The sequence below is a fragment of the Pontibacillus yanchengensis genome (genome assembly GCF_009856295.1).
GTDB classification, from domain to species: domain Bacteria; phylum Bacillota; class Bacilli; order Bacillales; family BH030062; genus Pontibacillus; species Pontibacillus yanchengensis_A.
Genome location: NZ_WMEU01000001.1, coordinates 399521 through 424497 on the forward strand (window position 1 = coordinate 399521; position 24977 = coordinate 424497).

At 37.4% G+C, this 24977-nt stretch carries 23 protein-coding genes; all 23 read right to left on the minus strand.

The annotated features are described in order from the left end of the window. Nucleotides 1-56 precede the first annotated feature (56 nt). Entirely contained in the window at nt 57-584 is a 528-nt protein-coding gene (locus GLW08_RS01900; protein WP_160846890.1) for a DivIVA domain-containing protein, read from the minus strand. 115 nt (nt 585-699) lie between these two features. Then, entirely contained in the window at nt 700-1473 is a 774-nt protein-coding gene (locus tag GLW08_RS01905; RefSeq protein ID WP_160846891.1) for an RNA-binding protein, read from the minus strand. Nucleotides 1474-1551: 78 nt separating this feature from the next. Beyond that, nucleotides 1552-1833 carry a YggT family protein gene (locus GLW08_RS01910; RefSeq protein WP_160847856.1) on the minus strand — a complete coding sequence of 94 codons (282 nt, stop codon included), beginning with the start codon at nt 1831-1833 and terminating at the stop codon, nt 1552-1554. A 9-nt stretch (nt 1834-1842) separates the two neighbouring features. Then, entirely contained in the window at nt 1843-2295 is a 453-nt protein-coding gene (locus GLW08_RS01915; protein ID WP_160846892.1) for a cell division protein SepF, read from the minus strand. Between the two features lie 12 nt (nt 2296-2307). After that, nucleotides 2308-2988, minus strand: a complete 681-nt coding sequence (locus tag GLW08_RS01920) for a YggS family pyridoxal phosphate-dependent enzyme (RefSeq protein WP_337193879.1) — start codon at nt 2986-2988, stop codon at nt 2308-2310. 21 nt (nt 2989-3009) lie between these two features. Then, on the minus strand, nt 3010-3831 hold the full coding sequence (gene pgeF / locus GLW08_RS01925; RefSeq protein ID WP_160846894.1) for a peptidoglycan editing factor PgeF: 822 nt from the start codon (nt 3829-3831) through the stop codon (nt 3010-3012). A gap of 69 nt (nt 3832-3900) precedes the next feature. Beyond that, nucleotides 3901-4170 carry a YlmC/YmxH family sporulation protein gene (locus GLW08_RS01930; RefSeq protein WP_160846895.1) on the minus strand — a complete coding sequence of 90 codons (270 nt, stop codon included), beginning with the start codon at nt 4168-4170 and terminating at the stop codon, nt 3901-3903. Between the two features lie 199 nt (nt 4171-4369). Further along, nucleotides 4370-5149: an RNA polymerase sporulation sigma factor SigG gene (sigG, locus tag GLW08_RS01935; protein WP_160846896.1), complete on the minus strand. Its 780-nt coding sequence runs from the start codon at nt 5147-5149 to the stop codon at nt 4370-4372. Between the two features lie 982 nt (nt 5150-6131). After that, the gene (sigE, locus tag GLW08_RS01940) at nt 6132-6851 is read right to left on the minus strand and encodes an RNA polymerase sporulation sigma factor SigE (RefSeq protein WP_160846897.1); all 720 of its coding nucleotides are present in this window, start codon (nt 6849-6851) and stop codon (nt 6132-6134) included. A gap of 30 nt (nt 6852-6881) precedes the next feature. After that, a complete protein-coding gene (spoIIGA, locus tag GLW08_RS01945) occupies nt 6882-7802 on the minus strand; it encodes a sigma-E processing peptidase SpoIIGA (RefSeq protein ID WP_160846898.1) in 921 nt (306 codons plus the stop codon). A gap of 385 nt (nt 7803-8187) precedes the next feature. After that, a complete protein-coding gene (gene ftsZ / locus GLW08_RS01950) occupies nt 8188-9351 on the minus strand; it encodes a cell division protein FtsZ (protein WP_160846899.1) in 1164 nt (387 codons plus the stop codon). Between the two features lie 75 nt (nt 9352-9426). Then, a complete protein-coding gene (gene ftsA, locus GLW08_RS01955; RefSeq protein WP_160846900.1) occupies nt 9427-10722 on the minus strand; it encodes a cell division protein FtsA in 1296 nt (431 codons plus the stop codon). Nucleotides 10723-10945: 223 nt separating this feature from the next. Beyond that, nucleotides 10946-11314 carry a small basic family protein gene (locus GLW08_RS01960; protein WP_160846901.1) on the minus strand — a complete coding sequence of 123 codons (369 nt, stop codon included), beginning with the start codon at nt 11312-11314 and terminating at the stop codon, nt 10946-10948. Continuing rightward, a complete protein-coding gene (locus tag GLW08_RS01965) occupies nt 11314-12033 on the minus strand; it encodes a DUF881 domain-containing protein (protein ID WP_160846902.1) in 720 nt (239 codons plus the stop codon). The genes GLW08_RS01960 and GLW08_RS01965 overlap by 1 nt, the downstream gene beginning before the upstream one ends. A 5-nt stretch (nt 12034-12038) precedes the next feature. Further along, nucleotides 12039-12740, minus strand: a complete 702-nt coding sequence (locus tag GLW08_RS01970; RefSeq protein ID WP_160846903.1) for a DUF881 domain-containing protein — start codon at nt 12738-12740, stop codon at nt 12039-12041. Further along, nucleotides 12724-13512: a cell division protein FtsQ/DivIB gene (locus tag GLW08_RS01975; protein WP_160846904.1), complete on the minus strand. Its 789-nt coding sequence runs from the start codon at nt 13510-13512 to the stop codon at nt 12724-12726. The genes GLW08_RS01970 and GLW08_RS01975 overlap by 17 nt, the downstream gene beginning before the upstream one ends. A gap of 682 nt (nt 13513-14194) precedes the next feature. Then, nucleotides 14195-15313: a stage V sporulation protein E gene (gene spoVE / locus GLW08_RS01980; RefSeq protein WP_160846905.1), complete on the minus strand. Its 1119-nt coding sequence runs from the start codon at nt 15311-15313 to the stop codon at nt 14195-14197. Between the two features lie 67 nt (nt 15314-15380). Then, nucleotides 15381-16730 (minus strand): UDP-N-acetylmuramoyl-L-alanine--D-glutamate ligase, encoded by a 1350-nt coding sequence (gene murD, locus GLW08_RS01985; protein WP_160846906.1) that lies wholly within the window; start codon nt 16728-16730, stop codon nt 15381-15383. After that, the gene (gene mraY, locus GLW08_RS01990; protein ID WP_160846907.1) at nt 16727-17713 is read right to left on the minus strand and encodes a phospho-N-acetylmuramoyl-pentapeptide-transferase; all 987 of its coding nucleotides are present in this window, start codon (nt 17711-17713) and stop codon (nt 16727-16729) included. The genes murD and mraY overlap by 4 nt, the downstream gene beginning before the upstream one ends. A 39-nt stretch (nt 17714-17752) precedes the next feature. Next, on the minus strand, nt 17753-19120 hold the full coding sequence (locus GLW08_RS01995; protein WP_160846908.1) for a UDP-N-acetylmuramoyl-tripeptide--D-alanyl-D-alanine ligase: 1368 nt from the start codon (nt 19118-19120) through the stop codon (nt 17753-17755). A 15-nt stretch (nt 19121-19135) separates the two neighbouring features. After that, nucleotides 19136-20602: a UDP-N-acetylmuramoyl-L-alanyl-D-glutamate--2,6-diaminopimelate ligase gene (locus GLW08_RS02000; RefSeq protein ID WP_160846909.1), complete on the minus strand. Its 1467-nt coding sequence runs from the start codon at nt 20600-20602 to the stop codon at nt 19136-19138. Nucleotides 20603-20677: 75 nt separating this feature from the next. Continuing rightward, on the minus strand, nt 20678-22639 hold the full coding sequence (locus GLW08_RS02005) for a stage V sporulation protein D (protein ID WP_160846910.1): 1962 nt from the start codon (nt 22637-22639) through the stop codon (nt 20678-20680). A gap of 76 nt (nt 22640-22715) precedes the next feature. Beyond that, on the minus strand, nt 22716-24959 hold the full coding sequence (locus GLW08_RS02010) for a penicillin-binding protein (RefSeq protein WP_160846911.1): 2244 nt from the start codon (nt 24957-24959) through the stop codon (nt 22716-22718). Nucleotides 24960-24977 lie beyond the last annotated feature (18 nt).

A 24977-nucleotide genomic window follows, 5' to 3' on the forward strand; every position in this document is an offset into this window, starting at 1 on the left:
CTTTATTCTATAGAACTCGGTCTGTTAATGAATTATATGTAAAAATAGCTACAGCGTCAAGATTTATTTTCAGCGAGTTCCTTTTCATATTCTGATTCATACTCTGTTTCTTCATCTAGTTCTTGATTAAATAACTCATCCCAGTCATCATTTTCAATCATATCGAGCTGTGCTTCTACCATCATCTTTAATCGAGTACGGAACACTTTCGCCTGTTTTTTCAGCTCTTCTACTTCAAGTGATATTCGACGTGATTTAGATAACGCTTCGTTAATGATACGATCTGCGTTCTTTTCAGCTTCTTTGACAATTAATTTAGCTTCTTTATTTGCGCTTCCTTTAACATCTTCAGCTGTTTCTTGAGCAACAAGAATGGATTTATTAAGCGTCTCCTCTATGTTACTGAAATGACCTAACTTCTCTTCTAATTGTGTAACTTTTTCTTCAAGATTTTTTTTATCTCTAATTACCATTTCATAATCTTTGATTACTTGATCTAAAAATTCATTTACTTCATCTTCATCATACCCTCGAAAACCTCTAGTAAATTCCTTATTATGAATGTCCAATGGTGTTAATGCCATATGGCCACCTCCTCTGAAGTAATGTATTATGAACCAGTCCATACAGTAAGCAACCGCTCTTTGGTACTATTCTTTTTTCGACAATCTTACACAAATTCCTTCTTAAATGAAAGAATTATTTTAAAACTGCGGTAGTAATTCTCCATTTATCTTTTTTCGTTCTTCCTTCAACTTCCAGCAATTGACTTCTCCCCTTACCTCTGAACGAAATCATATCACTTGCTTCAAGCAAAAAAGAAGAGTCTTCTACTGTACGAAAGTTTACTTTCACATGACCTTTTTGAATATGTAAAGCTGCTTTTTGACGAGATACATTATAAATTTCTTTTAAGATAGTATCTAAACGAAGCGAGGAAACGGTTCCACTTTGCTCCATCCACTCCTCTTTTTTGGGTAGAAGATTGGAAATATCTTTTTCCTCAAATTCAACTCCTGCTTTTTTGATACCAGTTAAATTCATCATAACATAGGAGGCAATTTCTGTAGCAACAATGATCTGTATTCGGTTATCTGTAACAATCAAATCTCCGACCTTTTCTCTTCTAATGCCTAGCGACATAAAAGCACCTAGCACATCACGATGCTCTAACGTTACAAATTTACTAGGGTACGTTGCTTCAAGAAGTGTAACATTGAAATCTTCTTGTTTTATCGTTTCATAGAAAGGGGCTAACACTACTCGTTGTCTTTCTGCACCTGTATAACCACCGAACGTTTCCCACGAAAGTTCCTCATCATGACCAATAATCGATTGAAAAATAAATCGTTCTCTTGGATCAAGAAAGTCAGATAATTTACGTTGATACATGCGCTCTACATCTTCTTTCCAATTAATAACCTGATCAATGAAAGGCTGCTCTTCTTTTCGAAAGTGTTGATAAATCTCCAATGATCTCCCTCCATAAACAGAACCATTTTTGCTATAGATGAAAATAAAAAGGAGATCATGTATCTCATGATCACCTAGTTAAAATAAACTATATATTAGCTTCTGTAACGCAAATAAACCAGCGCTAGAAGCAAACTCTAATGCAAAGATTGCAACAATTGGCGATATATCAATCATACCTAAGGGAGGAATGATTTTACGAAATGGTTCTAAATATGGCTCGCATATCGTTGATAAGAATCTTCCTATCGAAGAGTCACGCGCACCAGGGAACCATGACATTAAAATATAACCAATTAGTGCAAAGAAATATGCCTGAAATAAAAATCGTAAAAAGTCAAAAATCGAGTCGATTAACATCAACGTTATTTACCACCTTTGTTGGTATTCATCTTCTTCTTCATGTTCATTCATTACTTCTGATATTGTACCTGAAACATCCACATTATCAGGCGTACATAAGAACGTTTGAGAGCCTAACTTTTGAATGTCCCCACCAATAGCATAAACCGTTCCACTTAAAAAATCTACTATTCTTTTTGCCTGTTGATGATTTACACGCTGAAGGTTTATTACTATTGCTTTTCGATTTACTAAATTGTCTGCAATCTCTTGAGCCTCATTATACGTCCGGGGTTCACATAGCACCACCTTGGAAGAAGGTTGCATGCTCTTTAAGCTAACCACATTTTGCTTCTTATCCTCTTTGGATGCATATTGGTTGGGCTGTTCATAATCTTCCTCTTCTGAATCAGATTCTACATATTCATATTCATCATCATCTAAAACAAAGAAATTTTTCAATTTGTTTTTAAATCCCATTGTTTCACCTCTTTAATCATATTCATGGCCAACTAATTTAGAGCCAATCCGGATATGTGTAGCACCCTCTTCAATAGCAATCTCAAAATCATTACTCATTCCCATAGAAAGATAATGACAAGGAGCATGTCCCCATTTTTTTGCTTCAATTTCTTCTTTTACGTTTCGCAATTCAGAAAAAATAGCTCGTACATATGATTGATCCTCTGAGTGAGGTGCCATCGTCATTAATCCGACAACTTCAATATTGGCATAAGATGAAAGATTTTCAACAAACGATACAACTTCCTCAGGAGGCAAACCATGCTTAGAATCTTCTCCACTTACATTCACTTGTACAAAACATGGTACCTTACGATTTGCTCGCTTGTTTATCTCCTTGGCTAAAGACTTTCGATCAAGTGAGTGTATATACGAAACATTGTCGATTAAGTCCTTTACTTTACGGGATTGAAGGGTTCCAATGAAATGCCAATTTGCTTGATTTGCAATTGACTCAAATTTTGTTAAAAACCCTTCAAGGCGATTTTCACCAAGATTGTGAACGCCGGCTGCTATCGCCTGCTGAGCCCGTTCTATTGAGACGTATTTGGTTACAGCAATAATAGTTACTTCATCTTGAATACGGTTCACCCGTTGACATGCTTCTTGTATTTTATGTTGTATAGCTTTGAAATTGTCTTCTACGTTCACCAAACGAAACTCCTTTCCAACTTAGTCACTAAGTCGCTTTAAACCAATAAACCCAAGCATTCTTCCTGTCTTCCCTTGATCTCTACGATGTGAAAAGAATAGGTGATCATTTTGATATGTACAATACTCAGACACTTCTATATTTTTCTCTTTCACACCGGACTCAAGAAGCAAATGTTTGTGCATGTTTTGTAGAGATAATAAGTACTTACCATTTCCCTTATCTAATACAGTAGGTTCTACCCTAAGTTCAGATGGTATATGCTGAAGGACATTTTCATCTACTTCGTACACATCACCACTTATTGAGGGACCAATAGCAACTTTAATATGGTTAGCATCCACTCCCTTGTCCTCTAGGGCGCGGATCATTTCAGGCCCCATACCTGCAACTGTTCCCTTCCAGCCAGCATGAGCAATTCCAACCCATTCTTCTACAGGATCATAAAAAAATAAAGGTACACAATCCGCATAAAAGGCTGTTAGAAGAACATTTGGCAAGTTTGTAATCAAACCATCACAATTAGGTAGAGCATTATCTTGGGAAAGCGCCCCTTTGCCAATATCCTTTTTCTTTACTGTATAAACTTCTGTATCATGAACCTGCTCCCCACCAATCCAATGTTCTAGTGGGAATTGTAATAAATTAGCTAGTGTTTCCCGATTTTTTCTTATCGTTTCCTTCACATCTGGCACATGCCAGCCTAAGTTAAAAGAATCAAATGGTGCGATCCCTTCTCCTCCTATTCTAGTTGTCATTCCAGCAACCAGATTTGGATTAGAATACGTCCATTTACTAATTTCCAAATATGAAGGATGTGTGTGATGAAAGCTCTCAGACATCTTTTTCCTCCAAAATATAAGTTTTCACTATTTTATCATACTTTCCGACAAAATTCTCGGGATGCTCACTTATTCTTCCTTTTTCGGGGGATATAATTGCGGTTTTTGACCATGTTTAACTAAGATAACATCATCCCCAATTGTTAGAATGGATTCCCAAGGAATGACCACTTCCTCTTCTTTACCAAACAGCCCCATCATTTTCCCCTTATTCCCTAATACAATCGCTGTAATTCTTCCTCGATCCACATCAATCTCTAGGTCAATCAGGTGCCCTAGCTTTTGCCCGTTTTCTACGGAGATAATTTCTTTTACTTGCAATTCTGATATGGTTACCATAAGAAAACACCGTCCTTTTTAACACTATATGCACCTGAGAAGATGATTTTTCATATTATAACGGTTTTCTGAAATTCTAAGCGTATAAAACATAAGCCTAGCACTATAAATGTGCTAGGCTTTAACTGAATTTGTATTTTAGTTTCGAATTTAAATGTTACATGTGATAGCTGAATATTAACCTTCTGAATTACCTTAGTCAATCATACATTTGTTTATTCATTTCTTTAATTGCGGCTTTTTCTAATCGCGAAACCTGAGCTTGCGATATACCAATCTCTTCAGCAACTTCCATTTGTGTTTTTCCTTGAAAAAAACGTTTGTTGAGTATCATCTTTTCACGTTCATTCAATCTTCTCATACCTTCTTGTAAGGCAATTTCATCTATCCATATGGAGTCTTTATTTTTCTCATCACTTAGTTGATCCATAACGAAAATGGGATCTCCACCGTCATTATAAATTGGTTCAAATAATGAAACAGGGTCCTGTATTGCATCTAACGCAAATACTACATCAGAATGTGGTACACCCATTTCTTCAGCAATCTCCACTGGTGTTGGTTCCTTGGATGTTTTACTCATTAACTTTTCACGAACTTGTAAGGCCTTATAAGCAATATCTCGTAGTGATCGAGAAACACGAATGGGGTTATTATCTCTAAGGTATCTTCTAATTTCCCCAATAATCATTGGTACTGCATAGGTTGAAAATTTCACATTCTGACTTAAATCAAAGTTATCGATTGATTTCATTAAACCAATGCACCCAACTTGAAAAAGGTCATCAACATACTCTCCACGATTGTTAAAACGTTGGATTACACTTAACACAAGGCGTAAATTACCATTCACTAAAACTTCCCTAGCCTCTATATCTCCACTTTGCATTTGTTTGAATAGCTTTCGCATTTCATCATTTTTCAATACTGGAAGTTTTGAGGTATCTACCCCACAAATCTCAACTTTATGTCGTGTCACTTTTTACCCCTCCTTACTGGAGCTGCTGTCAACGTTCAGTATCTCCGCAGAAGGGAAATTTATGCAGACATAAAAAAACACGATTCTCGCTAAATTAGCAAAAACCGCATATTTATAGGATTATTAAAAGAAAAAATTTATGGAATACACGCTATTAATCATTTTTGATAAATAAGAATATATGAATCTTTTCTGAATGCAGAATACGCTAATTTATTCCAATAAATCCCTGTTATTTTGAAGACTTAAGTTCGAGATAATATGGGTAAGAGAAATGTTTCCGTTGCTTTCGATAGAATAAAGATGGCATGCGAACAACTCGCGTCCTACCGGCGAGCTGGCAAGCTACCTTCTCTTATGGAAAAACGCCCTCAGGGGAAACTTGCCTACCTCTTTCTCCGGTGTGAGTCTCCTTGGGCCCAAGCCACCTTTGCTTTTGTTAAGATGAACGGAACATGATCAGGTTAGCGAGACGGGATGTATATTACATGTATTGAATAATAGACAATTTGACGAGGAAATACACGTTCGTGCTTTGGGTTTACTTCTATAAACTGTTAGATCACTGATATATTAGGTCGATGTATTCTCGTTTTACATTAATCAAAAGATGATTTGGGTTCACCCACAACAACTGACGATGTTTCCGTTAAACCAAACGAACGCAAAGACGGGCCGGGAAATGGCGAGATTCCATGGAAAAACGGAGGTGTCGAGACCCAGCAGGGCATGATTTTTGCCCAAGGAGACGAATGGTTTCATGGGAAGTTCGACTAAGATTGTCACATCGGTAGGGCCACAGGAAAGGGGGCTATTTTCAGGCCATCTTTTCTCTGATTCAAACAACGGAAACATTCCTCTCAACTAGATTATCTCGATTTCAAGTCTTCAATATTATGCCTCGTTTGTTGGATAACCTACTTGCCCAGTTTTTCAAATAAAGAAGACAGAGACAATTTTCAGAAGCCTCTGCCTTTACTAGCTATACCATTTTATTAAATTCTTTCTTTAATCTGCGGATAATCTTTTTCTCTAGTCGGGAGATGTAGGATTGGGATATGCCTAGCATATCTGCGACATCTTTTTGTGTTCTTTCTTCTTCCCCTATTAACCCAAAACGTAACTCCATGATTTGTTTTTCTCTAGCATTTAATTGCTCCAACGCTTTTTTTAATAACTTCTTATCGACTGTTGATTCTAAATCCCTTGTGATAATATCTTCATCTGTACCTAAGACATCAGACAGCAATAATTCGTTTCCATCCCAATCAATATTTAATGGCTCATCGAAGGATACTTCACTTCGAATTTTATTATTTCTTCTTAAATACATTAAAATTTCATTTTCAATACAGCGAGATGCATAGGTGGCTAGTTTTATTTTTTTCTCAGGATTAAACGTGTTTACAGCTTTAATTAATCCAATGGTACCTATACTGATGAGGTCCTCTATGTTGATCCCCGTATTTTCAAACTTTCTAGCAATATAGACTACAAGACGAAGGTTGCGCTCTATTAGCATGGCTCTGGCTGCTTTATCACCTTTTGGAAGTCGTATTAATAGTTCTTGTTCTTCTTCTTTAGATAAGGGAGGAGGAAGTGCCTCATTTCCACCTATATAGTAAATTTCATCTGTTTTCCAACCTAATTTAATTAAAAGCTTATACCACCACAATTGAAATTTTAGTCGCCATTTTCTCATACAATTCCTCCTCCTGAATAATATGTAGTGCTATGCAGAATGAACTGCAAGGGATTTAAGTAGATGGGGATGCATTAAACAGTGATAACTTCCATCAGGGGACAACTCACCAAATTGTAAACCTACTAAAGCTCTAGTAATCGTTAATTGCTGCTCTTGAACAGTTACTTGAATCCAATCTGGTTTCAGTACTAAAAGAAAATTCCCCGCTCCGCCTACACCCTGATAAGGAACAATTCTGAACTTATCCAACCATTTATCCGGCAAACGTTCTAGACTCATATTCTCTTGTACATCTTGAAGAATCACCCATTCTTCTTCACTAAACCATTTTTTCATAAATATTTCATCACATATAACTACTGGTTGTTTTGTTACGGGATCTACGAGTTGGTTACCACTATCAATAAGAGCACTTGAGTTATTAATTTGATTTTGCATACATATAGTAATGTGGACCATCTCATCGTACTTCATTTGCTGTATTACAAGGTTGTCCAATCTCTGTTTCGTAAACCACCAAATTAGAGGAAAGCCTATCACTACAAACAACCAACTTATGCTATCACCAAAACCTGATTGATAGGTTACCACCATACCGTTTGATACATGAATCTGTTCTTGTAACAAATAATAGATACCAAATAACCCTCCTCCCATCGCAAATGAAGTAAAGTAAAATAACAATAATTGCCTTGTGTATAATCGAATATTTTTAAACCCAAAGGCAGTAAAGACGATAATAAGGGAGAAGATTCCTTTTCCAATAGGTGTAGTCCACAAAGATGTAGGATAGAAAAGGTTTAACGGAACTAATAGGGAGGCTACTATTGCTCCTAAAATCAATCGAGCTCGATGATTTGATGCTTTGGCAAAACTATGAGTTAACATTAAAATCATCCAGTCTAGAAAAAAGTTCAACAACCAAACAGCATCCAGATAAATGGTCACATTTTCATTCCCTTCTATCCTGAAAACTTCCTCTGTTGAAAGTTAGTATAACGGAGATAGAAAAAGAAGTCTGTCATATTATGTTTAGTGGAACGAACTTATTTTTATAGATAAAGGCAGGTTTTGTCGGAGGGTTTTTTTTGGAGACTAAAAGATGGAGAGCTATATCAATCTGATGTTGCCTTATCGTAAGGAGGAGAAAATTTGCTAGGTGCTGGATGTGTCGTATGTAATGTATAAAGTTGAACCCAAACAATATTATAACTTCCTAACCAACATACCGAGTGGTCAACCTTTGCACAAACAGAGGCCTAGTTGCGCTTATACTTTTTTGAAAGTACAAAAAAAGAGTCTCTGATTAATTATCAGAGACTCTTTCTTTATCTTATCTTCTACGATTTCTGTTACGAAGGAATGTTGGTATATCCAGTGTTTCCTCTTCTTGTTGAGACGGCTTAGAAGAAGGCATCTCTCTTCTTGGCTGTTGTTGTTGTTGCTGATGTTGCTGTTGATGTTGAGGCTCAGGACGCTTCTTTTCTTGTGCTTGTTGTGTATTCACAGTAGGTCTACCTTGAGACTTATCGCCTTGAAGCTGAGACTCATCAAAACCTGTTGCAATTACTGTTACAACAATTTCATCTTTTAAGTTCTCATTAATTACGGAACCAAAGATTACGTTAACTTCTTGATCGGCAGCTGAGGTAACAATATCAGCAGCTTCTTGTACTTCATATAAACTTAAGTTAGATCCGCCTGTGATGTTCATTAGAACACCATGAGCCCCATCTATAGATGTTTCGAGTAATGGAGACGATATAGCCTTTTTAGCAGCTTCTCCTGCTCGACTTTCCCCAGTAGCAATACCAATACCCATTAATGCAGACCCTTTATCTGCCATGATTGTTTTCACGTCAGCAAAGTCCACGTTGATTAGTCCAGGTACTGCAATTAAATCTGAGATACCTTGTACACCTTGACGAAGTACATTATCAGCTTCACGGAATGCTTCAAGCATTGGTGTGTTTTTATCAACAATTTCAAGAAGGCGATCGTTAGGTATTACAATTAACGTATCGACATTACTTTTTAAAGCGTCAATACCGCCACCTGCTTGTGAAGAGCGCTTACGACCTTCAAAGGTAAACGGACGGGTTACAACACCAACGGTTAAGGCACCAACTTCTTTCGCTACTTGTGCAATAACTGGGGCTGCACCAGTACCAGTACCTCCACCCATTCCAGCTGTGACGAAGACCATATCTGCACCTTGTAATGCTTCCTCTAGTTGCTCTTTACTTTCTTCTGCTGCTTTACGTCCAACCTCTGGGTTAGCTCCAGCACCTAATCCTCTTGTTAGCTTCGCACCTATCTGCATTTTCACTTCTGCTTTTGATAGATTTAAGGCTTGAGCATCCGTGTTAACTGCGATAAATTCTACACCTTGTACACCGTGCTCTATCATGCGGTTAACAGCGTTACTTCCACCGCCACCACATCCGATGACCTTTATGGTTGCTAATTGATCCATATTTGTATCAAACTCTAACATTTTCCGTTCCTCCCACTTTGCAAGATTCCAAGTTTCTTTGTCTAGTTTTATATTCGAACATAGGAGCGCTAGATTTTAATCAAAGAAATACTTGATTAAATTAGCCAATCCTGATTCTTTCTCTTTCTTAGGTTTTTCCTCTTGATTTGATTGGGTTGATTGATTTGATTGCTTCCTTTGTTTCTTTTGCTTCGGTTCTTGTTCTTGTATTGTAACTGAAGGGAATAATTCTTTACCTTGTATCTTTGCATTGTGATATGAAAACTGCAAGATACCTACCCCTGCTGTATATTGAGGTTCTCGAACACCTATATAATCTGGAATTGCGATTCTAACATTTGCCTGATAGACATCTTGAGCTAAGTCAAGACACCCCGGCATGCTCATCACACCACCAGTAAGTACGTATCCTCCAGGCAATCCTTTATATCCCATTCTACGGATTTCCTGTTCTACATAAGCGTATATTTCCTCTAATCTTGCTTCAATCATATCAGAAATTTGAAGTTGATTAAATGATTGTTTCCTATCGCTACCAATAATCGAGACTTCAAAAGTTTCCTCTTCTTGAGCATCATCAAAGAAAGCATGCCCATAATTTTTCTTAATCTCTTCTGCCTCTTCAGTAGAAGTTCTCAAACCAATAGATAGGTCCTTAGTAAGATTATCTCCACCTAGTGGCACTACACTTGTCCCCTGAAGATACCCTTGTTCAAAAACCGAGACAGTTGTACATCCTCCCCCGATATCAATGAGGGCGACACCTAGATTTCTTTCATCCTTTGATAAAGCCACAGAACCTGAGGCTAAAGGCTGTAAGCAAACATCTAGAACCTCTAAATTCGCTCGTTCTACACACTTTAATGCATTATGTAAAACGGTTTTTGAACATGTAATAATGGTCCCTTCCATCTCCAAGCGAACTCCTATCATGCCGCGTGGATCATTAATTTCATCTAGTCCATCCACTATGAACTGAGAAGGGATTACATCAATAATTTCTCTTTCAGGAGGAATCGACATAACTTGAGCAGCATCGATTACTCTATTTATATCCTCTTCACCTATCTCACGATTTTCGCTTTGTACGGCAACAACTCCGTGACATGGCTGTAGTTGTACATGGTTTCCATTGACTCCAACGACAACTTTATTAATTTGCATACCTACCATACGCTCTGCTTGTTCTACTGCGTTACGGATAGAGTTTACCGTTTGGTCAATATCTACAATTGCACCCTTTTTCATCCCATTAGAGGCAGCTGTACCAACCCCAATTATATTTAAAGAGTCGTTCATGACCTCTCCAATAATTACTTTTATTTTTGATGTACCTATATCTAGGCTTACCAATATATCATTGTTGTTCAATCCAAGGCACCTCCTAAACTAAGACCACTAAAAGTTCACATGATACCGATACTATACCATGTTACTTTTTAGTTTTCGACTAGTATTTTCATAATGAGTCTTTCATTCATATAATTTAATTTTTAAATTGTACATTTTGTGAAAATAGAGACTTTTGCCTCAGAAATCATATTTGTTTCTGTCTGTTCATTTTGTTATTCAACAAAATTATTATGATTCCCTTTTATTTTCTTTGATTTTTTTCTTTATTCTTCTTTATTCTACCCCGGTCAATTAGATACCTGCGTATAAGTGCTATATTTTGAAACAATCTCACTCCAAAAGCAAATACAGCAGCTAAATATAGGTCGATTCCAAGTTGCACACCTAAGAAAGCAAGAAACGCAGCTAATGTTACGTTAAAGAAAAAGCCTGTTACAAAAACTTTTTGATCAAACTTTTCTTCTAAATGAGCTCTTAAACCACCTAAAAGTGTATCAAAAGCTGCTAACACCGCAATAGATAAGTAATTCGCATATTCTTCTGGCACTCGAATATCTGTTAACAATCCTAGCAATACACCAACTATTAAAAAGAGTACCGGTAACCACATTATGATTCACCTGTTTCTGTATTCTCATCTACCTTCAAATGATTAAGTCGTGGCATTTGTTCATATTTAGGTAGAGTCATGTTCTCCTCCACCGTAATAGATAGTTCCAGATTTTCTATGGCAAACTCATCCTTAGACTGACTTACTTGCATATAATCAAGTAAACGTTTAGGACTTTGGGTTAAAACTTTAATGTCAACTGGTAACGGAGGGATTGGGTGATTGTTTATATACGTATATCCATTCACATCTCGAATTGGTGAAATGTTCGTAATTCTCTCGTTTCCAATCGCTATATCTGTAGCTCCGTATGTATTCAGTTCATTAATTAGCCTTTGTAGTAAAGCAGGTGAAATCGTAGGATAGCTTTGTGATGAATCTAGATCCTGAAAGATTGGTTTGACTTTAATGTTTATGCCATTACCTTCCACTTCAGTCAATCCTGCCTTTTTCCTTAATTCAACGATAGATTGCTTTAAGGTAGCTACCTTTTCTGATTGGGATTGACCTTCATACTGTTGAATCATTTCATCTAACTCGGTAATACGGCTGTATAATTGTTGCTGTATTTTTTGTTGTTCTTGTAACTCGGTACGAATCTCCCAAAGGTCTCTGGTGTCACGTTCCTCAGGTTTTTGGTTACTTTGAAATTGGATAGCGATCATAAAACCTACTAAGGCAAATATGAAGGAAAAAATGATTTTACTACGTAGCTTCATGTACTTCACCTTTCCCCTGTAACCTTTGCGCCCATTGAGATATTGGCTTGTTTTTCAAGCAATACTTCAATGTTGTCATTCACAAGCTGATCTACAACACCATGTTTCAATTCCAAACTAGGCATCATCACATCTTGATCACCTATGGCCGTAATCACAAAAGGTGCTGGATGTTGTACACCATCTACTGTAACAACAGGTCCGGTACATGCAATATAACTATTACGATATAAACGTTGACCATTTATCGCTATAGCATTAGCCCCTGATGATAGTAATTCGTTAATTACCTTGTGAATGTGACTTTCGTGAACAATATATTGATTAACATTTTCTTCAGAAGGAATGTAATCTGAATCTTTTAAGGTAACTTTTACTCCTTGTCCCTGAACTGGTATTTCACCTGTTAATTTTTGAAGCTGTTTTTTGTCCTCAACGAAATTTCCTACTTTTTGTTCCTGTGTAGCTAAATTATCTTCTAACGACTGAATTTTGTCCTTTTTATCTTCTACTTCATTTCGCAGATCTTTATTTTGCTTTTCAATATTAATTAGCTGCTGCCTATAATAGTAGTCTTTTTCTAATTGTTGATCGCTTAATTGAACTACTTGTGGATCTTTTTTGGTTTGCTGATAACTAAAAGCTACTAAAAAACCAGATAATAAGAGAACAAAGGAGAAAATGACCTGTTTACCCGTCGCTTTCATTTTCGTTCTCTCCTTTTTCTTCTTCAGTAGAATAAGCTTCAAAATAAGCTCCAACATCAATGTGAATAATCCCTTTTTGAGATGGATCAAGCTGCGATACAATCGATGGATATGTGCGCATCTTCTGAGAGAAATTCCGAATAGACGCATCAACTTCATAGCCATCATTCATATACAAATAAATTTTATATGGGTTTTGATCAGTAGGTGACCAATGAATTTCAGAAATTAATTGTGTGATGCTCTCTGGAAGTTGCTTAAGCTCTTGGGTCATTTCTTCTAAGTATTTTTGACCATCCCACCCGACCAAAATCGGAGCATCTCCAGTAGGTGATTTCAATTTATATGAGGTTAACCTATTACCGGTAGCCAAGATAGGATAATAGCTTCCGTCGTTCTGAACATAGCCTACTCGCTCCACTTCGTTAATATTAATGGAAACTGTCGTGGGAAATTGCTTGTCTATTTTAGCGGATTGAATTTCTTCATGCTGCTCTAGTTTCTTTGCTATAGTCTCTCCATTTACTTTCCAGAAATTATCCTCTGTCGTTATGCCGCTTATTGTTAGAATATCTTGTTTATCGACATGCTCATTTCCAATAACTTCAATTGTTTGGACATGGCTTAAAGAGGATTGCAGGTAAAGAATCACGGCGATTAGCAAAAAGAATAAAGACAAATACAATATCAAGCGACGATTGGCTTTCTTCTTACGAGCCTCTTTTAGCTTGGGTATTCGATCTTCAATCGAAACAATTTTCTTTTCTGCCATGGAATGTTCCCCTACCCATTCAATTTTTACATAAGGAAACGGCATACTAGATGCCGTTCTAATGCATAACTGAATTATATCATATATGTTTGGAAAATTCGTTATCTTTCCATACTAATTCGCCACAATTTCGGCTTTTCATACGATAGTTGCAAGCAATAGCACCTGAACTAGGTCACAGTACTTTCAACACTTTTCCATAATGATGATTAAATGAAAGATATTTGTTTTAATATCGCACACATATATACCATTTAGAGTTGAACCAACCTAAGCCTTAATCATTTAGGGTACCTCAATATATAAGGCTATATAGAACCTACTTCTACATATGTAAGTACACTTCTAATATCTACGAGCATTTCAATAACAGGCTTAAAACCATTACCCTATCCCGTTTTGATTAAAACACATATTAACAAAAACCTTTTTGCTTTATTAAGATAACACTAACCAAACCAAAAACCTAATACAATTTTATCATTAACTATATTTTTCTGTGATTACGATATTTAAATCACTCTCTTTTATACCCATGAAAATATAGGTTATATTGTACAATAATGTTATCAAAGGTAAAAAAAGGAGTGTACTTATTTCTATAATGCTTCGATTCTTCCATGCATTTTAGGTTAGGATACTAACAAAAACCCCCTCTATCCGGGAACAGAGGGGATTATCATTATAACCTAGCATATTTACTTATATTTAATAATATACCAACCGAGCATAGAGTAAGTGTTAAAGATGACCCCCCATAGCTCAAGAATGGTAAGGTGATACCTGTAACAGGCATAAGCCCAGTCACAACACTAATATTGATCATGACTTGTATCGAAATCATCCCGACGATACCTAAAGCCAATAAGCTCCCAAACATATCTGGAGCTCCAAGCGCAACTCGCACTCCCCGCCACAATAATAGGAAAAATAATAAAATAACAAAGGTGCCCCCAATAAAGCCAAGCTCTTCAGCTAATATTGCAAAGATAAAATCCGTTTGTGGCTCAGGTAGATAAAAGAATTTTTGAAGGCTTTGTCCTAGCCCAAGTCCCATTAGTCCACCTGGTCCTATTGCATATAGGGATTGAATGATTTGAAAGCCTGCCCCTAAGGGGTCTTCCCAGGGATTTAAAAAAGCTGTAATACGGGCTATTCGATAAGGTGCAGAGGCTATTAAAGCCACAAAACCAACAACCCCAAGTAAAGCTAGTCCTGCAAAATGAGCAATTCTAGCTCCAGAAACGAAGATCATTAACATACAAGTACCAACAAGCACTACTCCTGTGCCTAAATCTGGTTGTAACATAATAATACCAAAAGCTAAAAACACAAGGGATAAAGATGGAATAAACCCTTTACTAAAGGATGTGATTTTCTTTTGGTTCTCTGCTAAATACTTAGCTAAAAAAATGATTAGTCCAAGTTTCATAAATTCAGAGGGTTGAATGCTAAAAGCACCAACACCAATCCAACTTTGCGCTCCCCCCCTTACCATCCCTACACCTGGAATAAGTACAGCAATTAAAAGGACGAAGCAAACCAAGAGCATTCCCTGTGATATATTTCTCCAAGTTAAATAAGGAATGTTCATAATGCCGAACATTGCTACAATCCCAACCGTTGCAAACAATAACTGACGCTTTGCAAAGAAGAATGAATCATCAAATTTATAATCCGCCCATATTGCTGAAGCACTATAGACCATCACTACTCCTACTAGAAGAAGAGAAAAAATAATGACCATTAACAATAAATCCGGTGCATCTTTTGCCTGATAATTTGATCGATTACGAAACATAAAGAACCCCCTTGATCCAAACATTAGATCAGGGGGCTCAAGAATGATGTGAATGTAAACAAGCCCCCTACTTTAATGTATGCACCGCATCCATAAACATGTCCCCTCTCTCTTCAAATGTGCGATATTGATCCCAACTTGCACATGCTGGTGAAAGAAGTATGACATCTCCTGCTTCAGAGATACGATAGGCTTTTTCGGCCGCTTGTTTAACATTATCGACCACATCATATGTCTCTATTCCATTTTCTATTGCTAACTGTTTAAATTTTGGTGCAGTTTCACCAAATAGTATCATTGCCTTCACATTTTTCAGATAAGGTCCTAAATCATCTAAAGCATTCCCTCTGTCTAGTCCACCTGCTAACAATATTGTCGGTTGTTCAAATGCTTCGAGTGCATTTTTAGTAGCTAGCATATTGGTTGCTTTTGAATCATTATAAAAATTTCTACCTTGAACCTCTTTGACAAATTGCATACGATGCTCTACACCAGAGAAGGTTCTCAACACTTGTTGTATACCTTTATTTGTCACACCACTTAATTTAGCAGCCCCAACTGCAGCCATTATATTTTCTAAATTATGTTTGCCAGCAAGCATAATATCTTTAAGAGCTATTACACACTCATCTTGATAATAAAGAAATTCTTCATCACACCATATACCTAATGGTTGTTTATTTTCTAAAGAGAAAGGAACCCTTTGACTATTTGCAGAAGCTACAAGCTCTCGTACGATTTCTTGGTCTGCATTGTAGACCAAGAAATCATTTGCTTGTTGATGCGCAAATAGCTGGGATTTAGACCAGGCATAATGCTCCATTGTTTTATGATAATCCAAATGAGCTTCATATAAGTTCAGAAAGACTGCAATATGTGGCTTAAATGTTTCCGTTCCTATTAATTGGAATGAGGAGAGTTCTACTACCATTGTTTCTTTTTCTGAAGTGGTTTGAGCAACTTCACAAGCTACTTCACCAATGTTTCCTGCCAGTTTTGTCCCCTTATCATTGGCTTTTAGCATCTCGTACACAAGTGTTGTTGTAGTAGTTTTACCGTTGGAACCTGTTATTCCAATCATATTGTCACCATTCAGCCTATAGGCTAGCTCCACCTCGGTAACAACAGGTAACTCTCTTCTCATTGCTTCATCGACAATGGGATTTGTATACGGTATCCCTGGGTTTTTGACCACATAATCTATACCATCTAAAACAGACATTGGATGACTCCCAGTAATAACGTCAATCCCTAAATCCCCTAGTGTTCTAGCTTGCGGGTTTTCCTCATAAGGCTTTTGATCATTAACACGAACTTGAACGCCACTGTGATGCAAAAGCTTTGCAGCTGCTTCCCCAGATTTCGCCAAACCCAAAACTAGGACATGTTTATACGGAAAATCTATCAATTGTCTCAACTAATCCACACCTCTATGAAAATACCCAGGCCAGCAAAGAGGAATGCTACTAACCAAAATGTAGTAACCACTCGCCACTCAGACCAACCCATCAATTCATAATGGTGATGGAGTGGAGACATTTTAAACACTCGTTTTCCTGTAGTTTTATATGCAATAACCTGAATAATAACAGAAAGCGTCTCAAGAACAAATACACCGCCAATAATAACAAGTATAATTTCCAGTTTAGTTAAAATTGCTATCGCTGCGATTGCACCACCAAGAGCTAATGAACCTGTATCACCCATGAATACTTTAGCAGGGTGAGCGTTAAATACTAAGAAACCTAATAAGGCACCAACAATTGCTAAAGAAAACACACCTATTTCAAATTGAGGTTGACCGTGCCAAGCAAGAATACCAAATGCTCCAAATGCTATCGCTGCTGTTCCGGCTAAGAGACCATCAAGTCCATCTGTTAAGTTCACCGCATTAGAAGATCCTACAAGCATAACTAAAATTAGAAGAGCATAACCCCAACCTAATTGAAGCTGTTGATTTACTAATGGAATCTCTATATAAGTAGGAAAACCATTACGATTAATAATAAAATAAAATACTGCTGCAATGATAATTTGGCCAATCATTTTTTGTTTGGATGTTAAGCCAAGATTTCGTTTCATCGCTATTTTTATAAAGTCATCCAAGAAACCTAATAAACCGTACCCAATCATAACAAATAATAATAGGAATACTTCTACACTCATAGGATTAGGATTGAATTTAGAAGTCATAATCAGTGTTGTAATACTGACAGATACTAATATCATCATACCACCCATTGTGGGTGTACCTTGTTTCTTCATATGTGACTTCGGACCTTCATCTCGAATCGATTGACCAAATTTTAATCTTCTTAAAAATGGGATGAAAATTGGTGAGATGAGGACGGTAATTAAAAATGCGATTGCCATGGTGATTAATAAAACTGTTGTGTTCATTGTCTTCCTCCTTTAATAGCTTTCAACCGTCCGCAATGGTTATTCTTTATCTGATAGATGTTCAAGTAATGATTCAAAAGCCATCAATCTAGATGCTTTAAGTAAGATTACCGTTTCGTCACTTAAAGTGGACTGTAAAATTTCAACTGCTTCTTCCTTTGTTTGAAAAGAATGTGTTTCAATTGGCAACTCTTTTTTCTTCATTTCCTCTACGATAAAAGGTGCTTCTTCTCCAATAGCTATCACCATATCAATTGGCTCAGAAATCGCGTCAGCTATGGAACGATGCAACATTTCACTAAGTGCTCCTAATTCAAATATATCGCCTAAAACTAAAATCTTTCTAGAAAAATTCGGTAATTCTTTCACAACATCAATCGAAGCCTTCATAGATGTAGGCGAAGCGTTATAAGCATCATTTAAGATAGTTGCTCCTTTTTTCCCTAAAACTCGTTCTAGCCTCATTCCAGTAAGTTCTATGGCAGATAGACCCTCTTGAATGAGTTCTTGCTTCATATTTAATAATTCTCCAATAATAATAGCAAAGCTGGCATTTTTTACATTGTGCTTACCTGGAACTTGAATAGAATAATCTGCCTCTTCATTTATGGTAAAACGAGTACCTGCATCATCCATTTCACAATCAGAAAGTACATATTTATTTTTTTCATCAAAGCCACATGAAAGAACGCCTTCTCTTGTATGAAGAGGTGCTAATAAGGGTTCATCACCATCTATGAGTACTTTACCATTTGATTTTAGACCAGCTAGAATTTCGGTTTTTGCTTGAGCAATGCCTTCCCTCGAACCTAAGTTCTCAATATGCGATTCACCGATGTTTGTAATTACTGCAAAATCTGGCTCAGAAATGAAGGAAAGACGCTCTATTTCACCAAAGTGATTCATACCCATTTCCAAGACGAGTACTTCAGTTCCCTGTTCCATGGATAAAATAGTTAATGGCAATCCAATATGATTATTGAAATTCCCATTTGTTTTATGAGTATTATAGTTTTGGGATAGTACTGAGGCAATAAAATCTTTTGTTGTAGTCTTACCATTTGAGCCAGTAACACCAATAACCTTAGGATTGATTTCCGTTCTATACGTGTGTGCTAATTGTTGCAGGGCAATTAGGGTATCATCCACTAAAAAAAGTGGGAATTCAGTGGGAACAAACTCTGGAATTGGTTTTTCTTTATTCCAGAATGCTGCCACGGCACCATTATTAATCGCAGACTTTAAAAAAGAATGTCCGTCAAATGTTTCTCCCTCTAACGGTACAAATAAACCTCTATCTGTTTTTTCCCTTGTATCTGTATAGATATGATGGATTGGAATCTCTGTATTAGCTACTCCTCTGTAATCTGCGAAGTAATCTGTCATCCATTTTGTAGTAAACTTCATAGATATGATCTCCTTTTATTGGTTGTGTCCCAATATACTTTCTCTCGCTACTTCACGATCATCGAAATGAATCGTATGACCATTTACTTCTTGATACGTCTCATGCCCTTTTCCTGCTATCACCACAACATCAGACGTTTGTGCCTGCTCTATAGCACGTTGAATCGCTTCTTTTCGATCCTTTATAACGACATAAGAGCCCGTTTCTACTCCGGTTTCCATATCTGCGATAATACTTGCAGGGTCCTCACTTCTAGGGTTATCAGATGTGAAAATAGCCTGATCAGCATATTTCACAGCAACTTGAGCCATTAAAGGTCTTTTCTTCTTATCTCGATCTCCACCGCACCCTACAACAACGAAAATGCGTCTTGATGCAAAGCTCTTGACAGTTTGAAGTACATTCTCCAAAGAATCAGGTGTATGAGCATAATCGACTATTACACCGAAGTCTTGACCACTCAAGACAGGCTCAAAACGACCACTTACTCCTTTTGTATTTTCAAAAGCTTGTTTTATCGTTTGCAAGGAAACACCAGAAACCCAAGCCGCACTTGCTGCAGCAAGCATGTTATAAACGCTAAATCGCCCTATCAATGAGCTCTTCATTTCTATTTCATCGTCTGGTGTTTTTAAAATGAACTCTGTTCCTTGTGCTGATAAATGTAATTGCTTAGCAGTGATATCTGCCTCACTATCAATTCCATATGTAATAACTTCTTGTGCAGTACTCTTCATTAAAGAAGCATAATGAGGGTCATCTTGATTTAGGACCGCATATTTAGGATTAGATTCATAAGCATTGCCCAATTGAGAGAATAAAAGTGATTTAGCTCGTAAGTAGTCATCCATATCCTTATGAAAATCTAAGTGATCTTGTGAGAGATTTGTAAACACAGCTACATCAAAATCACAGCCATGAACCCGTCCAAGATCCAGTGCATGAGAAGAGACTTCCATAACAGCTGTGTCCACTTTTTGATCAACCATTTTAGCGAAATTTTTTTGTAAAAACAACGCATCAGGTGTAGTGTTTTTCACCTCATATTCCTCTTCTCCGATTTTCATTTGAATCGTTCCAACTAAGCCAGTTTGTTGTTGACTTGTTTGAAAAATGGATTCTATTAAATAAGAAATTGTTGTCTTTCCATTTGTCCCTGTAACCCCTATTAAGCGAAATTGTTGGGTTGGGTGATTGTAATAATAATTAGCCAACTTAGACATAGCACGCTGACTATCATTTACGATGATTACAGGTATAGAAACAGGAAGAGGGCGTTCTGCCACAATGGCATTAGCCCCTTTTTCTTCAGCTTGTTTAGCAAAATCATGACCATCCACTGTGTATCCATTAATACAAATGAATACATTTCCAGATTGGACAGCACGTGAATCCATTTCTAAGCCTGTCACATCTATATGTTCAATTGATTTCGTTGTTTGATAAACACGAAGAGTCTTGATTAAGTTTGTTAGCTTCATTGTGACGACTCCTTACTTTTGGTATATGTGCCGCTATAATTATAGCAAAGACAAAGCAAATCTGCGATTATTGCTTTAATGAGAATGGGATTTTTTTGTTTCTTCTTTAGGTTCTTCCTCCGTTAAAAATAACCTAACCTTAGCTCCTTGCTCCACTTTCACACCAGCTTCTGGTGCTTGGTCTACAATATAGTTACCTGTTCCACTTGTCTCAATGGATAGATTCACCATATATTGGGTCAATTCCTTCTTTTCTAAACCAATTAAATCCGGAACCTCCACTAGCGGTTGGTCTGGCCATTGTACTTCTTTTTCTATTCCATCTTTTTGCTTTTCTACACCTACCGCACGCAGGCTATCCTCCATGATATTACCAACAATCGGCGCTGCAACCACTCCGCCGAATTGAACTGTATTTTTAGGGTTATCAATGGCTAAATAAACAACAATTTCAGGGTCATTAGCTGGAGCAAAACCAATGAATGATACAATGTGGTTATTGCTCATATATCTACCATCTTCCCCTACTTTTTGAGCAGTTCCTGTCTTACCTCCAACACGATACCCTTCAACATAAGCTCCACGCCCTGTTCCTTGAGCAACAACACTTTCAAGAGCTTCACGTATCTCTGCACTGGTTTCTTCAGAAATGACTTGTTTCTTCAAAGTAGGTTCTGATTGCTCTACAATGTCACCAGTTGCTGGATTGACCCATTCCTTCGCGATATATGGTTGATAAAGTTTCCCTCCATTAACAGCTGCTGCGACAGCCGCAACTTGCTGAATAGGCGTTACAGATACCCCTTGACCAAAAGCCGTTGTTGCCAGTTCAACCGGACCAACACGATTCTCTTTGAAGAGAATCCCCGTTCCTTCTCCTTGAAGGTCAATGCCAGTTTTTTTGCCAAATCCAAAATCCTTTATATATGAAAACAATTTTTCTTTGCCTAATTTCTCACCTAACGTAACGAAACCAGGGTTACAGGAGTTTTGAACAACTTCTAAATAGGATTGACTTCCATGTCCACCACGTTTCCAACAGTGAAGCGTGGCTCCATCTACTTTAATAGCTCCACTATCATGAAAATGGTCATCCTCTAGATCTACTAAACCTTCTTCTAGAGCACTAGCCAGGGTAATTATTTTAAATGTAGATCCTGGCTCATATGTACTCCATACAGGTAAGTTCCGATTATAAACTTCTTGTTTCACATTTTGATAGTTCTCTGGATCAAAGCTTGGTCGACTAGACATGGCTAAGATTTCGCCACTATCAGGATCTAATGCAATTGCAACTGCGCCATCTGGATTATATTTTGCTTCAGCGTTATCCAATTCTCGCTCTATGATCGTTTGAACTCGATCATCAATTGTCAACTTTAGATTGTACCCATCTTCAGGTGATTCGTAAACATCGGCAATTTTTGGCATGCGACGTCCTTTTGCATCAGAAAAAAACGATAAGTGACCCTTTTCTCCGCTTAATTGCTCATCATAGTATAACTCAAGTCCCATTAATCCTTGGTTATCAATTCCACTGAAGCCTAAAACATGTGATAAGTATTCCCCTTTAGGATAGTGACGTTTAGAGTCCTCTGCTATATAAACGCCTTCAAGATTTAACTGACGTACTTCATCTGCAACTTCTTCCGTTATCTTTCTGCCCTCAGGATGAATACGTTCAATTGAAATTTGTTTTGTGACATGGTTCAATGCTTTTTCATAATCCATATCTAGCACTTCAGATAACTTTTGGGCTGTTTCTTCTGGATTGCTTATTTGACGTGGTACAACCATTACTGTTGGAGCAGAAACATTCTCAGCTAGTACAACTCCATTGCGATCCAAAATATCTCCTCTTTCGGGTTCAAAGGGAATATCACGACTCCAAGAATTTTTAGCCTTCTCCATTAATTGATCACCAATAATAAACTGTACATATCCTAATCGGATATCAATCACAGCAAAAACAACAATGGCCAAAAGAAAAACAGTGACCAATCGTTTTCGTAACGTAACATTGGATACTCGTTTCATGGTACATCTCCTTTTTGTCCATGCTATGCTTGTATCCATTTTATGTAACGTTAGAAATGATTAGAACACTGTCTCTTTATTGCTCCTCTTCTCTTGAGTCCGAGTTTGATTGTTGCATAGATCGCTCGTTTTGATTTTCAGACGAATCAGCCTCTGAGCTATCCTGGTTTGGTGGTTTAAGTTCCACAACAAGGTAGCTACCTTTACTAATAGAGGAACCTTCTTGAACACTCTGTTTATAAACGTATCCATTACCGATGTTTTCCATTTTAAGTTCCAGAATAGACCCTAATTTTAATGCATCTCTCATCGACCACCCTGTCATATCAGGCATTTCAACGGTACCATTTGTTAATAAGAATACTCTTTCATTCTTTAAGATGCTTGAGTCAGACTTAGGCAGCATCTTTTGCACCTTGTCGCCATTTCCGAGAACGATAGGGTGAGCACCTTGCTCTTTTAATTCAGAAGCCGCTTTTGAGGCAGACTTTTCAACATAATCTTTTAGTTTATTTGCTTCTACGTTTGTAGTATCTTGGTTTTTATCAGGCTGAATGTTTAAATAACGCAAACTATTTTCCATTACTGTATTAAAAATATCAGAGACTGGATCTGTACCTAATTCAGACGGTTCTAAATTCGGTTGTTTCACACTGACATACATCATCAATTCCGGGTCTTCTTTCGGAGCCATGCCTAGAAATGAAAAGATATAGTTTTCTCTACCTATCATGTAGCCACCAGAATCAGCATCCGGAATTTGTGCTGTACCTGTCTTCCCAGCTACAGAATACCCATTTAATTGATAGGCTTTACCAGTTCCATGCTCCCCGGTAACCACTTCTCCTAATAATCCCCTAACTGATTTTGCTGTAGCAGCATCAATAGGTTCCCCTTTCATCTCAGGCTCTGTTTTTTGCAGAACCTTACCAGAAGAAGGATCGGTTACTTCTGATATCACGTAAGGCTTCATCATCTTTCCTTCATTTGCGATAGAGGTGGCAGCCATCATTTGTTGTATAGGTGTTACCGTTGATCCTTGACCGAAAGCAGTAGTGATTTTTTCAATAGGGTAATTGTAAAGGAGTCGCCCAGATTCTTCACCTGGCAAATCTATGCCTGTCTTTTCAGTAAGGCCAAAATCCTTGTAGTATTCTGCAAACCTTTCAGGTCCGAGTTTCTCCCACAGAAGCTTAGCTGCTGCGACATTAGAAGAACGTTGTATTCCTTCATCATATGTGATGGGTCCCCAACCATCCCGATTGTGGTCATAGATGGCTCGGTTTTTATCATCCACTTGATAGGAACCAGATTGATAGACTTCATCTCCATCATATACTCCTGCATCCATCGCAGCAGCTAATGTGAAAATCTTCATTGTTGAGCCTGGCTCATACGGATAGGCAATAACGTCGTTATACCAATTATCGATCCCTTTCCGACTGTTTGGATTAAAACTAGGTCGGTTACTTAGTGCTAACACTTCACCTGTTTTCGGATCCATCACAACTGCCATCATTTGAGATGGGGAATAGTTTTCATCAACTTGATTCATGGCATCTTCTAGAAACGTTTGAATCTTTTGATCGAGTGTTAATTTAACCGTAGCACCATCCTGAGGTTTTTTTATAACTTCTTCAGGGTTTAAGAGCTTCATATTGTATTTATCACGTTGATAAGAAATACCACCGTCTTCTTCTTGCAGCTGGTTTTCCATTTGCTTTTCAATACCCATTATCCCTTCGATTGTTTCAGAGTTCTCCTTATTTTGAGCAAAACCTAATACATGTGAAGCAAAGGTTCCGTTTGGGTAATAGCGCTTAGCTTGTTCAGTGAATTGAATTCCTGGCAAGTCCATCTTTTTAATTTTTTCTTTTTTGTCTTGAGAAAGATAGCGCCCTTTTGCTCCAAACTCAACTTGAAAGCGGTCTTTACTCTTCCCATTCTTAATCTGACTTATGATTTCTTGCTTTTGCATATCTAGTACCGGAGCTAACTTTTCTGCTGTATTCGCAGCATCTTCCACATGTAAAGGTTCTTCAGAATCCTTTGAGTAAGATTGATCAACAATGGCATAGATGCTATACGTTGGACGATCGTATGCTAGCGTCATTCCATTTCGATCAACAATTTTTCCTCGATCTGCATCAATTGTATAAGAGCTCGTCCGTTTCTTTTCAGCCCATTTTTCTAAGTTAACACCTTCAATTTCACCTGTCGCTTGAATATAGAAAAATCGGCCAAAAAGAACGACAAACAAGATTGTAAATATCATCATAAACAATTTTGCCATTCTATGCGTCGTACGATTCTTCTTCATACGTTTATGCTCCTTGTA